This is a genomic window from Paenibacillus montaniterrae, from assembly GCF_018403185.1.
In the GTDB taxonomy this organism is placed as follows: Bacteria; Bacillota; Bacilli; order Paenibacillales; family Paenibacillaceae; genus Pristimantibacillus; species Pristimantibacillus montaniterrae.
Genome location: NZ_BOSE01000011.1, coordinates 170,101 through 183,000 on the forward strand (window position 1 = coordinate 170,101; position 12,900 = coordinate 183,000).

General features: G+C 42.1%; 12 protein-coding genes. All 12 read left to right on the forward strand.

The features are described from left to right. Window position 1: 1 nt before the first annotated feature. The 12 genes from KJS52_RS23030 to KJS52_RS23085 all read left to right on the forward strand — a co-directional run bounded on the left by KJS52_RS23030 (window position 2) and on the right by KJS52_RS23085 (window position 11,769). Window positions 2–811 carry a sirohydrochlorin chelatase gene (locus KJS52_RS23030; RefSeq protein WP_213519646.1) on the forward strand — a complete coding sequence of 270 codons (810 nt, stop codon included), beginning with the start codon at window positions 2–4 and terminating at the stop codon, window positions 809–811. Between the two features lie 12 nt (window positions 812–823). After that, on the forward strand, window positions 824–1,738 hold the full coding sequence (locus tag KJS52_RS23035; protein ID WP_213519647.1) for a diacylglycerol kinase: 915 nt from the start codon (window positions 824–826) through the stop codon (window positions 1,736–1,738). A 44-nt stretch (window positions 1,739–1,782) separates the two neighbouring features. Further along, on the forward strand, window positions 1,783–3,486 hold the full coding sequence (gene rlmD / locus KJS52_RS23040; RefSeq protein ID WP_213519648.1) for a 23S rRNA (uracil(1939)-C(5))-methyltransferase RlmD: 1,704 nt from the start codon (window positions 1,783–1,785) through the stop codon (window positions 3,484–3,486). Between the two features lie 434 nt (window positions 3,487–3,920). Beyond that, a complete protein-coding gene (locus tag KJS52_RS23045; RefSeq protein ID WP_213519649.1) occupies window positions 3,921–4,949 on the forward strand; it encodes a nucleoid-associated protein in 1,029 nt (342 codons plus the stop codon). A gap of 238 nt (window positions 4,950–5,187) precedes the next feature. Next, on the forward strand, window positions 5,188–6,681 hold the full coding sequence (locus KJS52_RS23050) for a hypothetical protein (RefSeq protein WP_213519650.1): 1,494 nt from the start codon (window positions 5,188–5,190) through the stop codon (window positions 6,679–6,681). A gap of 100 nt (window positions 6,682–6,781) precedes the next feature. Then, the gene (locus tag KJS52_RS23055) at window positions 6,782–7,735 is read left to right on the forward strand and encodes a hypothetical protein (protein WP_213519651.1); all 954 of its coding nucleotides are present in this window, start codon (window positions 6,782–6,784) and stop codon (window positions 7,733–7,735) included. A 100-nt stretch (window positions 7,736–7,835) separates the two neighbouring features. Next, window positions 7,836–8,126, forward strand: coding sequence for a transposase (locus KJS52_RS23060; RefSeq protein WP_213519652.1), 291 nt, complete (start codon window positions 7,836–7,838; stop codon window positions 8,124–8,126). 23 nt (window positions 8,127–8,149) lie between these two features. Further along, the gene (locus tag KJS52_RS23065) at window positions 8,150–9,031 is read left to right on the forward strand and encodes an IS3 family transposase (protein ID WP_213519667.1); all 882 of its coding nucleotides are present in this window, start codon (window positions 8,150–8,152) and stop codon (window positions 9,029–9,031) included. Window positions 9,032–9,130: 99 nt separating this feature from the next. Then, window positions 9,131–9,586 carry a hypothetical protein gene (locus KJS52_RS23070; RefSeq protein WP_213519653.1) on the forward strand — a complete coding sequence of 152 codons (456 nt, stop codon included), beginning with the start codon at window positions 9,131–9,133 and terminating at the stop codon, window positions 9,584–9,586. 31 nt (window positions 9,587–9,617) lie between these two features. After that, window positions 9,618–9,830 (forward strand): hypothetical protein, encoded by a 213-nt coding sequence (locus tag KJS52_RS23075; RefSeq protein WP_213519654.1) that lies wholly within the window; start codon window positions 9,618–9,620, stop codon window positions 9,828–9,830. Window positions 9,831–9,838: 8 nt separating this feature from the next. After that, the gene (locus tag KJS52_RS23080) at window positions 9,839–10,231 is read left to right on the forward strand and encodes a Shedu anti-phage system protein SduA domain-containing protein (RefSeq protein WP_213519655.1); all 393 of its coding nucleotides are present in this window, start codon (window positions 9,839–9,841) and stop codon (window positions 10,229–10,231) included. 413 nt (window positions 10,232–10,644) lie between these two features. Continuing rightward, complete coding sequence (locus KJS52_RS23085; protein WP_213519656.1) at window positions 10,645–11,769, forward strand: abortive infection family protein; 1,125 nt, start codon at window positions 10,645–10,647, stop codon at window positions 11,767–11,769. Window positions 11,770–12,900: the final 1,131 nt, after the last annotated feature.

Below are 12,900 nucleotides of genomic sequence, written 5' to 3' on the forward strand. Positions count from 1 at the left end.
GATGAGCGGCGAAAAGCACGGAATATTAGTCATTAGTCATGGCTCGAGAGAGCAATCGTGGGTAAAGGCTGTTGACGATGCTGTTCAGGCTGCGCAGCAGCGCTGGATTGAACAGGCAGCTGACGAGCAGCAGCGGATGAAGCGCGTCGCTGTACCAGTATATGCCGCCTATTTGGAATTGGTCGAGGGCAGACTGATCCAGGATGGAGTAAACGCATTGCAAAGCGAAGGCGTTACACATATTTATGTAATGCCTTTATTTGTGTCCGGGGGCAGCTCGCATGTCGAGGAAATTAGACAGGCATTCGGCTTTGAGCCGATCAGCAGCTTCATAGGCGATCTGGAGCCGCTGCGGCTAACAGCGTCAGTCAGCTTTGACGAGCCGATTGGAGCAGAAGCAGAAGTGGTGCAAATATTGCAGGAGCAGGCGCTAGCCTTGTCCATTCAAGCAGAGGACGAAGCGCTGCTGCTGCTCGGGCATGGCAGCAGCATGCCGTATTTCTATGAAAAATGGGAGGCAGGCATGCGCAGCATTGCCAATGAGCTGCAGCAGCGCATCCCGTTCCAGCAGGTCGTCTATGCACCGCTTTTGCCGGAGGGCTCAAGGCAAGCGCTTGAGCAGCTTACTGCATCCAGTGGGGTGCGAGTCCTTGTCTTACCGATTTTTATTAGTCCAGGATATTTTACACGGACCGTTATACCAACACGATTAGCAGACTTGAGCTATAACTATTCAGGTGAAACATTGCTTCCTCATCCGTTGATGTCTGAGCTGCTTGCCAGACGATTTGGGAGCTATGCGTTAAAATAAGGGGTGTTGGTATTGAAAAGAGCGAGATTAATCTATAATCCGACATCAGGGCGAGAGGAAATGCGCAAACGGCTGCCGGATATCCTGCAGAAGTTCGATAGCGCAGGAATTGAGGTAACCTGTCACGCCACAACGGGAGAAGGCGATGCGACTGCCGAGGTGGAAAGGACGCTGCAGCGCGGCGGCTATGACCTGCTCATTGCAGCGGGCGGAGATGGAACGCTGTACGAGGTGATCAACGGGCTTGCCGACAAGCCGAACCGGTTGCCGCTTGGCATCATTCCGGTCGGAACAACCAATGATTTTGCGCGGGCAATGGGCATTCCCAAGCATTGGGAGTATGCCTGCGAGCTGATCATCCAACAGTATAAGGAGCAGATCGATGTAGGGCGCGCCAACGAGCGCTACTTCATTAATATAGCAGGCGGCGGCTTCTTGACCGAGCTGACCTATGACGTGCCGATCAAGCTGAAAACGATGGTAGGCCAGCTGGCCTACTACCTAAAAGGGATGGAGAAAATGGTCCATCTGCGGCCTACCGAGCTGACCTTTCATGCCGATGGCGTAGGCACCTTTGTCGGTGAATTTATGATGTTTCTCATATGCAACAGCAATTCGGTTGGCGGCTTCGAGCGGCTGGCGCCAGAGTCCAAGCTGAACGATGGCTTATTCGACGTGCTGCTAGTACGCAAATGCAACTTGGCGGAATTTATCCGACTCGTCACCTTGGCACTGCGCGGCGAGCATCTCGGCGATCCGCATGTCGTGCATTTCCGCACCAACCGGCTAACCGTCTCCTCGCCAGACAAGGTACAGTTAAACTTGGACGGCGAATACGGCGGCACACTGCCTGCTGTATTTGAAAATTTGGCGTCGCATATCGAAATTTTTAAGGATGAAAGAGGGGAGTCTACATATAGCCGCTAAAGGCTATAGGGACTTCCTTTCATCATATAGAGCGGAGAATGAACATGAAGCGAAAGCAAGCAAGACATACAGAACAGAGCGCAGCGCGCGAGGGGCAGCGAGTGAAGAGCGGTCCAGTGCGTGAAGGGCAGCGAGTGAAGCAGAGTGGGCCGGCGCGTGAAGGGCAGCGTGCGAAGCAGAGCGGTCCAGTGCGTGAGGGGCAGCGTGCGAAGCAGAGCGGTCCAGTGCGTGAGGGGCAGCGCGTGAAGCAGAGTGGTCCAGCTCGTAAGAGCAGTGGTGGAGGCAGCAGGGCGGCTGCGTCAGAGGGCATTTATGCGAAGAATGAGGTCGTCACAGCAAGCGTAGTTGGCTTGACCCATGACGGCAATGGGGTTGCGCGCACCGAGCAGGGCTATACATTGTTTGTGCCGTTTGCGCTGCCGGGCGAGGTAATCGAAGCAAAGGTGCTGAAAAGCAAAAAGCAGTACGGCTACGGCAAAATGCATACACTGCAAACCGCGAGCGAGCATCGCGTAGAGCCGCCTTGCCCGATCTATGAAAAATGCGGCGGCTGCCAGCTGCAGCATTACAGCTACGAGGCTCAGCTGCAATGGAAAAGGCAGCATGTCATCGACAGCCTGACGCGGATTGGCAAGCTGAAGGTAAAGGGCGAGCCAGCGCGAGTTAGTGGCTCGGAGCAGGAAGCGGTGGCTGGCGAGCGTGAGAGCGAGCAGCATGAGGTTGTTGTCCATCCGACGATTGGCATGAGTGAGCCTTGGTATTATCGCAATAAGGCGGCATTGCCGATTGGGGCCGCAGAGGATGGGCAGCTAATTGGCGGGTTTTACGCTAAAGGCAGCCATCGCATTATCGACATGGACGTTTGCCTTATCCAAAAACGGCCAAACGATGATGTGCTTGCGATTGTTAAGGAAATCGCTAGAGAGCTGCGCATTGAGCCGTACGATGAGGAAAGTGCAAGCGGTGTGCTGCGCCATGTTATGACGCGCGTTGGCGTCGTAACGGGCGAGGTAATGGTTGTACTGATTACGAATACGAGCAGGCTGCCGCGCCAAGCGGAGTGGATCGAACAGCTTCGCAAGCGGATACCTGACCTGAAAAGCATTGTGCATAACGTTAACAATAAAGTGACCAACGCAATATTTGGCGAGCGGACTGAGGTGCTATGGGGCAGCGAGGTCATTTACGATGAGCTGGACGGCTTGCGCTTTGCTATCTCGGCAAGATCTTTCTATCAGGTCAATCCTGAGCAGACGGTGACGTTGTATCGCAAGGCAGTAGAATATGCGGCATTGACGGGCTCGGAGCAGGTGATCGACGCCTATTGCGGCATCGGCACCATCTCGTTGTTTTTGGCATGCCAAGCTGCCCATGTATACGGAGTCGAGATCGTGCCGGAAGCGATCGAGGACGCCAAGCGCAATGCTGCGCTTAACGGCTTGGACAACACCACCTTCGAAGCGGGTCCAGCCGAGGTCGTCATTCCGCGCTGGAAGCAGGAAGGAATGAACGCCGACGTTATCGTTGTCGACCCGCCGCGCAAGGGCTGCGACCCAGCCCTGCTGGAGACGATCCTGGCGATTAAGCCACAGCGCGTTGTGTACGTGAGCTGCAATCCAGCGACTTTGGCGCGGGATCTGCGCGTGCTCGAGGATGGCGGATATCGTACGGTGGAGGTCACGCCAGTGGATATGTTTCCGCAGACGGGGCATGTGGAGTGTTGTGTGTTGCTTGTGAAAAATAAATAGTTAGTCGCATTTATCTGATTAAAGGTCCAAACGTTGCATGCGTTCGGGCCTTTATATTTGATGAGTAAGTCGAGCAAGCTAGACGAGAAGTTGAAGCCAAATGGATGTTTAATCAGGATACAGTCCAGTAGAAGAAAATGATGCTCCGTACGATCATTGGTGGTATTGAGTTGCGTAGAGATGGAATTAAGATTCACTTCAAGCTACGAATCAGTCAATTCATTAGTACGATGAGTGTCGAGGTGTACGTTCTAGTGGATTCAGATACAGCGCTTGAGTAAGGTATATAGAACTAGATTGAAGTGAGGCTCCTGCTTGTTGAGGGTCTTTTTTTGTCTAATTACGGGGAGTTTCTGGAATTTGTTATTGGAATAAGATATGATTAGAGCATATTCAAGTCTAAAGAACTATCTTTTACGATTGGAGCGATGTAAGTGAGAATCATTAATAGTTCAATTAGAATTATTGATTATGAAAATCAACGAATTTTTGAAAGAACCATTCCCGGTTCTTTTGAAGAGTTTGTTTCAGATCTAATCACTCATATTCAGACGAACACATCAGTTAGAGAATATAAGACTCGCTCGGTAGTAACTGAAGTAGTTGGTAGTATATTGCAAATTGTGGCAAGAAGAGATGATAATGACTTTGTACTAAACAGAGTAAATGGAATAGCAACCAGATTGTTAAATGAAGAAATTGAAGCACAAAGAAGAGTCGCTAGAATGAATACTGATGTTCAAAAAGGCAGCTTAGTTCAGTCCTTACTCTTTGAGGATGATGGTTCATATATGTATTTGCTTGCTAAAGTAGAACACTCAGATTTTGTTGATGATTCAGATTTTAGTTTCAAAACGGGGTTTTCGAAAGATAAAAAAACTATCTGGAAATCTTGTTTGATACATATAACTGATCCTGATTCAGAAGAGTTTTATGCAAAAATATATTCAAATACTGTTGCGAAATATTGGGGAGATGACTTTTTAGAGTTAGATCAGGTGAAAAGTGACGAAGCAAATACACTTAAGGCTTTCCGCGCTATCGATGCAACACTTAATCTAAATATGAAAGGCAACTATTCAAGGGATCATACAATTATTAGAAATGCTTTTATTTCGTATTTAAAAAATAGAGATCATATTGACTTTCCGACCATGATAGAGTCCATTTTAGGCCAGTACGATCCAGTGGATTTGCCTTCGGAAAAAGTAAGTAATATTAAAGAGAAAATGCTTGAACTCCCTACAAAAAAGAACTTCGATAGTCAATTTAATGTAGTAAAAAGCGCTATTAATGCTAGAATAAAAAAAGTATATCCAGTAAATGAAGGGATAGAACTGAAAATAACTGATGGGATCGATGATCTTAAAAATACGATTAAAGCCTTTCGTGATGATGATGGTACTCGCTATATACAAATAAAAACAAACAACGAAGAAACATTCCAACGCTTTAGAGTATAATAAAAGAGTGGCGAAGGTTTATCTCCCCCTTTTCTTTAGAACAAATATCTGGTATCATTAAACGAGAACAAGTGTTCTTGTTGATATCAAGGAAGTTTGGAGGTAATACTGGTCTGAAATAAGTTCCTTAACTTTTAATATAACCATATAGAGTGTGTCACAATATGCAGAAGGGGTAACTTGCTTGTGTCCAAATTAGGAGAAAAACAAAATCTTATTCTATTGTGAGGTGCGAAGTATGAACGTTCTGAAAAAGTTAGAATCCATCTTCCACCTCTGTAGTTTTAGCGTATCAGAGAGAATTAAGATTGTTGAGGGAGATTTTAAAGTCGAATATTCAAATCTGCCCAGCTTTGAAGAGTTAAATTCATTACTTGTAAATGTACCAACTAGAGACACCTTAAAGCTTTTCATGAAGTCCGATAGCGAAGACATCATAAGAATATCCAGTTCTGATCTATTTGAACAAGATAAATATGATGAATTCAAAGAATTGCTCGAAAATGATGAAGTCATAAGCGTGAGTGTATCTGTTGAAAAAGTAGTTGAAAATAATAAATTTTCAATTTATAGTTTTTCTAGTTTTACTAGTGACCTCTTGGCAGTAAGTACTTTGGAGGCTATGTCTTCTTTTTCTCATCTTTTAGAAGATATTGATTATTTAACATTTGAATTGCTTGATCAAAATTATTTTTTTAGTACAAATACAATGGCGTTTGTGACTCCAAATGGGAATGTAAACCGTAATAGTTATTCACGTAGTAATCGTCTCAATACCTGCCGCGACACTTCATATTTTTTTAATGCAAATGACTATAAATTATTGCCTGAAGATTTTTATTTTAATATTAACTTTGACAATAATCCCCTGACTCCACTTTTTGAAAGAATTTCTACAATATTGTCCTTGGTATATATTTCATCTACAGCAACTATTAGTGATCACTATTTGAAAATTCAAATAGCAGGACAACGTAGTGTTGATTTTAGTTATTTAATTAATAATCTTGAAGTAAACAAGGAATTATATAAAATTTATTGTTGGATATATACTGATGGCAGTTCTATTGATAAAGCAGTAATTGCAAGAAACATAATTAGCTTGCACTGTAGATATGCAGATCTGCTTGATACTGATGGAAAGACATTTGCATCGATTCAATCAAACTTTAACTTATACCTCAAAAACAATGTGACGCAATACCTAGATGTAAAAAATAAATTAGCTGAATTTATTTGTGATGTCATCGCAAAAACAGGTGATCATGTGACTCAACTTTTGAGTAACTTAAAATCCAACTTGATAGCGATTTTTATTTTTCTTTTTACTGTAATACTAACTAATATTGTATCTGATCAGCCGCTGCAGAATATATTTACAAGAGATATTACCGCAATACTCGAGATGGTACTGCTTGGTTCATTTATATATCTATTCATTTGTATAATGGAAACTAATTATAAATTAAAAAAAACCAAGGATAGCTATACAGCATTAAAAGAAAATTATGAATCCGTGTTTTCAGAAGATGAACTTAAAGAAGTTTTTAATGATGATAAATTAATTAATGATACGGTAAAATCAGTGAATCGTGGTAAGTGGGCATATACTATTGTATGGGGAATATTTTTACTTTTGTTATTTGTTATTTTAGAAAGCATGAGTAGTAGCCCTATTGTTAAACCATATATAAATAAATTCATAAATTTATTAGATTCGTTATTTACTTAATTGCTTTCTGGATGGATTATGATTATTCGTTCATAAATTAAATCAGGGTCTGATCCACTAGAGGGCTATATAGGTGCGTGGATATTTGGAGGGGGATAAGTTGATAGTTTCTTTTATGGATTTGCTGGGTTTTAGTAGATTACTTGAGAAGGATGTAGAAACTGCTTACGAGGTTCTAGACCAATTTAACCGTATCATTAAAAGAAAAATTATTGATCAAAAAAACCACCCTGCTGACTCATATGATGATAAAGATTTGCAAGAATTTGTTAGAATGCAAGAAGTGAATTCATTTACCAATATGATTAGTATTAGTGATTCGCTTATAATTGGTGCGGATGACCCTAACATTTTCTTGAATCAATTATGCTATTTTATATCAAGCGCATTTATTGAATCAAATGAACCATTTAGAAAACCAATAACTGATATCAATACCAGCAAAAAAAGATATTATGGTAATCTAGAAACAGGAATTTTTACTGAGAAGGTGGGTGGGGCATTTCCGATATTGTTTCGGGGCGGGATTGCAGTAGGAGAAGCTATATTTAGTCCCGAACTTCAGATATATAATGGTGAAGCAAAGCAATATGGATTAAATGTAACTGGACAAGCGTATCTTCAAGCTGTCAAACTAGAAAATTTACGTATAAAAGGACCACGTTTGTTATGTAAACAAGAGTTTTATGACCTGTTAAGTACAGAGAATAAAACGAAGCTAAGTATAGTGAGTGAAGAAGATAAACTCTATGAGGTGAATTGGACAGTTTGGGCATTTGAAGTTTTGGATAGATCGAGTATAAAGATAATGAACATTAATCAAGGTTTGAGGCAAACTTTGTTACAACCTGCAGTGAATCTGTACAATTACTTTAATGATAATGAAGAGGGAGTGAGTATACATCTACATTATCTTGAGCTTATTAGATTGATATATCGCGGGGCAGTCACATATTCACAAATACATGATTTAGATCAAAAAAGAGTCTTGGATTTATTTAAAGTGGAGACTGCAAAATTGAATGGAATCACATTTGATGAAATAATTGAATAGTATTAAGAGGAATCGTAATGTGGAGTGCTACGATAAAAATGCAGTCGCAAAACCCCCTCATATGAAATAAAATGAAAACTAACGAGGGAGTTGAACGCGAATGAAAAGATATGACAAAGCATTTAAGGAAGAAGCCGTAAGATTAAGTCATGAGGTTGGACCAAAGAAAGCTGCTGAGCAGTTAGGCATATCCTACTACACCTTGCAGGAATGGAGAAAGCGAAAAAACCTGCATGGCGAAGAAGCGCACATTGGGAGCGGACATGCTTATGCCACTGCCAATAAAACCACACGCGAAATGGAATTAGAAAAAGAAATCGTCGAGTTGCGCCGTGTAAATGAAATACTGAAGGATGCACTCGGTTTTTTCGCAAAAGACCGGAAGCGGTAAAGACCTGCCAGCTTTATGCCTACATCCGTGAACGACGGAATCAATGGACCGTCAAGGGGATGTGCCACGTACTTACTGTCAGTGAATCGGGCTATTACCGTAGCCTGAAGCCCTCACTCAAACAGGAGCGGCTGCACCTTCTTCTGGTCAAAATCAACGACATCATGGGAGAGCATAAAGACAACTTCAATTACGGTGTTCAGCGTATGCTGCTGGCGCTGTCACAACGCGAGATCACGACCAGCTACAGCACCGTCTACCGCATCATGAAGAAGAATGGCCTGCTGAAAAAAGCCAAGCGTCATCCAAACGGCCTTACACGCGAGGATGCCACAGCTCAAAAGAGCGAGAACCTGATCCAGAGAGACTTCAAATCCTCAGCACCCAACCAAAAGTGGTTAGCGGATATGACGGAGATCCCTTGTTCAGATGGCAAGCTATATCTGTCTGCCGTACTAGATTGTTTTAACGGAGAGATCGTAGGCTTTGCCATGGATGACAACATGCGCAAAGAGCTCTGCATCCAAGCCTTCGAGAACGCCTGTAAAGCAAGAAATGCTCGGGGCATGATTTTTCACAGCGATCGAGGCAGTCAATTCACGAGTCATGCTTTTCGAGAAAGTCTAGCTAAACGGGATGCCATTCAGAGCATGAGTAGTGCAGGGCGTTGCTATGACAACGCAAGGATGGAAAGCTTTTTTGCTACGCTAAAGAAAGAGAAGCTGTACAAGCTCAACACAGAGCGCTATCCGATGGTCGAGATGAAATCGATCATCTTCAGATACATCATGGTCTACTACAACAGACAGCGGATCTATACCTCTAATCCAGGAGGCTGGCCGCCAGTTATTTATCGAGAGAGAATGTTGTCAAAGGCAGCGCAGACAATGAGGGTTTCTGCATGAGTGTGTTTTCGAACTGCACTTTTCTTGACAACTCCATTTTGACACAACACATGGCGAAATTTGTAATAATCAATTTGTCGATGAAGTAAAGAAGGTGTCATGCAACATGTTCAAAAATTTATTTGGATTTGGAGATCCCCTCTCCGACCTCTCAAGCGTGAGCATAAACCGATCCCATTAAAGCGTAAAGGTGACATCTACTATGAGGTTCAGTGGCAGACCGCCAGTATAGAGAAAGAAGGTCATAAGGTAATCCATGTTGATCAGACGCGTCATGGCGAGACGGTCATGATTTATCGCCTGTTCCACCATGACGGTCTGGATGATCAAGATATTCACTTGCGTATCAAGACTACAACTCCCAAAGGGGTATTGATGCCTGACTCGAACGCTTTCCTAATTGTTTATCCTGACTCTAAGCTCACGAAGATCGCGGACATCCGAATTGAAGGCAAGCGAGTTAGCCTCGGATACGGCTCAGTCTTAATGACCGCCATCATGCAGCTCGTCGATCAACTGCAAGTCCGGTATGTCACCGGATGGATTTCGGAGTAAGTAAAACTGAAATCTACGGAGGATGTTGGAAGTGAGGGCATATGAAAGGGATTTTACTGCACTAAATACTGACGAGAAAATTGAATATGCAAGAATATTAGAAAAAGAGAAGGTTCATAAGCTTGGGGGGTTAGATATAAGAGTAAATCTATTCAGGGAATATCCCAAAGCAGCGAGACATTATTTGAGCCTATCCCAAACAATTATCTTGATATTGTTGATTTGGAGAATGAAGATAATGTGAAGTCTGTCTTGAACCAATTATTAAAGAAGCTAGATGAAGGTTCAATATCCGATGAACGTGACATTGCAAGATTTATTAAAGAAGCCGAAGCATTTTATGTTATTGGTTCAGTATTAAATTATTATGACTTTGGACATCACGAAGCGTGCATATTCCCAGAATTTCAACTGAGTTCAACCTATAAAGTGGACTATTTGTTGGTTGGGCGTAATTCGGACGGATACTCTTTTTTATTCGTCGAGCTTGAACATCCTGTAAAGCAGATTACGTTGGCTGATGGTGAACTTGGTAATGCTTTTAGGAAAGGTATCAAGCAAGTTAAGGATTGGAGAAACTGGCTCAATGGAAATTTCTCAACGTTTACAAGCACCATAAAAGAGTATAAACATCCTGATAGGTAGCTACCTGATGAGTTTTACTCTTTTGATCCCACTCGCTGTCACTATGCTGTAATTGCTGGCAGACGAGAAGATTTAAATGACACGACACGTAGAATAAGACGAGAGCATCTTGAGGAGCAAAAGATCAGGCTTCTTCACTATGACAATATTATAGACAGTACGTTGGAAGTAATTAAGAAGAAGAACTATTAATAATGACTTATAAAACGGCAGTTTAGGACTCGTCTATCGAGTTTTATTCTGCCTTTAATTATTTGATACATGGATTTTAATCTAATGGTGCTTCTGAGTAGTGAATGTTCAAGGCTGGTGATCGCAGGGAAAGTGGTGTCTTTTGTCGAATTGTAAATGAGGGGTTAAGGCTGATATATTTCTCTAAATGTGTATCAATTCTTTTGAAAGGAATAGTCTCAATGTTAATATTGTACAGTCCTCGTAGAAGTTATGGATTTATGATTTCTGGTGTCTCTCACGAGAACCAGCACTATTCTAAAATAAAGTATAATGCCAAAAAGCTGCTTATTGCTCGGGGAAATATCAGAGCAGCCGATTATCTGGATAAGATCCCGTTTCGAATTTATGATGCTTTAAGTAATGGTTTTGAAGATGATATTTATGTCTTAAGTGCAAATGTTCCATTGGAACTTTATGAGGACTTGAGATTAAATGCAGACAAGACAGATTTCAAGAGTATCGCAGATGTAATCACAGAAATTGGACCGTATATTGGTCATGTTGGAGTTGAGCTAGAATTAACCGATCCAGTTAACGACAGTGGTAGAGGAAGTGGGTTAAAGGATAGGCATATTAACAAACTGGTGTATGGATATATTGGGGTATCTGGAGGCTATTTGGGTGACTTTTCATATCGCACGCATCATCGATTCTATACGGACTTGGATTTGGATTTTAATCCGAACAATCTTCCGGGAACAACCCGAGAAAGGTTCATAAATATACTTAAAATGAGTTCTCCAGAAATACAAGCTAAAATTCTTAATGGGATATTAGAGCGCTACCCTGTAGGATCGGCTGATATTCGCACACAAGAAAAATATGATGAAATTGTCGGTTGGGCTAGTGAGCTTTTATCAAGAGGAGCTGTGTCCTTACCTGCTTTGCAGACCACTAGTGACATTGTATCAGCAGCGTTGGCTGATGCTTCTGAGTTAATTACATCAAGAGGAGCCGTTAGTGGGGTTGATCGAATGCATACTGCTTTGCACGGGTATCTTCGGGCAGTTTGCGCGAAATCTGGAATGGAAGTTGGTCGAGATGCAAGCATTACTGAATTGTTTAAACTTCTTCGTGAGAATCATTCAGCATTTAGTGATTTAGGGACACGAAGTGATGATATTATGAAAGTTCTTCGTGCACACTCTACTGTTATTGATGCTTTAAATCCAATACGGAATCGGGCAACTATTGCCCATCCTAATGAAGAACTACTTGATGAACCAGAAGCAATTTTAGTCATCAACTCGATTCGAACGCTGTTACAATATGTTGATTCTAAGATTAGTAGTGAAAGGTCATAGAAGCCGATGCTGACCGAAAATGATGTAATCGCAGGCTCGAACGAATGGAATTTGAAATCCAACATACTTCGGAGCCAGGAATTGATATTATTGCGGTGAGGGATGGCTTCACCTTACTGATCGAAGCTAAAGGTGAGACGAGTACTTTAAGGTCATCCAATCGTTTTGGCAAACCTTTCGACCAGAATTAGATCAAGAATCATATCGGTAAAGCATTTCTCGCAGCATCTAAACTAATTTCTAAAAATAGACTCAAGCAGGCATGGTATTACTATTGCACTTCCCGATAATAATGGACATCGTAAAGTTGTTGGAGAGATTGAGTACGCTTTGAAAAAACTAGGGGTATACGTCTTTTGGGTTAAAGACTCAGTTACAGTAGAAATCCAATTGAATTGAACATCTACGGAGGATCGTAAGTCTAAAGCAACGCCCTGTACGACTTATGCTCTGAATGGCATCACGTTTAGCTAGACTCTCCCGAAAAGCATGACTCGTGAATCGGGCTGCCTCGATCGCTGTGAAAAATCATGCCGCGAGCATTTCTTGCTTTAGAGCGTTCTCGAAAGCTTGGATGCAGAGCTCTTTGCGCAGGTTGTCGTCCAGCAAAGCCTACGATCTCTCCGTTAAACAATCCCGAATTTACGGTGTTCAGCATATTCTGCTAGCACTGTTACAACGCGAGATCACGACCAGCTACAACCAAAAGTGGTTAGCGGACATTACCGAGGTCCCTTGTTCAGATGGCAGGCGATATCTGTTCATCTTGTTCACTTACCATGAAACATTCCATTAAACTTTATATTAAAGAACAGTAAATTAATTATACAAAATCAAGGAGATAATTGATGACAAAAAAACAGCTTATTAAAACTTCATTAATTCTACTGTTCATTGCTACTGCAATTATAATTTTATTTTTTGGAAATCCTGTTACGCGTTATAAAATGAAGAACCAACTAAAAGATTATGTGCTAGAAAAATACGGATCTAATTACTATATGACATGACTTATGCAGTTCACGAGATTAACTGGTAATGGTGAGAATCTTTCCTTGAATAAACGGGCCACCAATACATAGCAAGCTGCGACGGCCAAAATTCAGAAATAAGTGTTGCAAAACGGCGTAC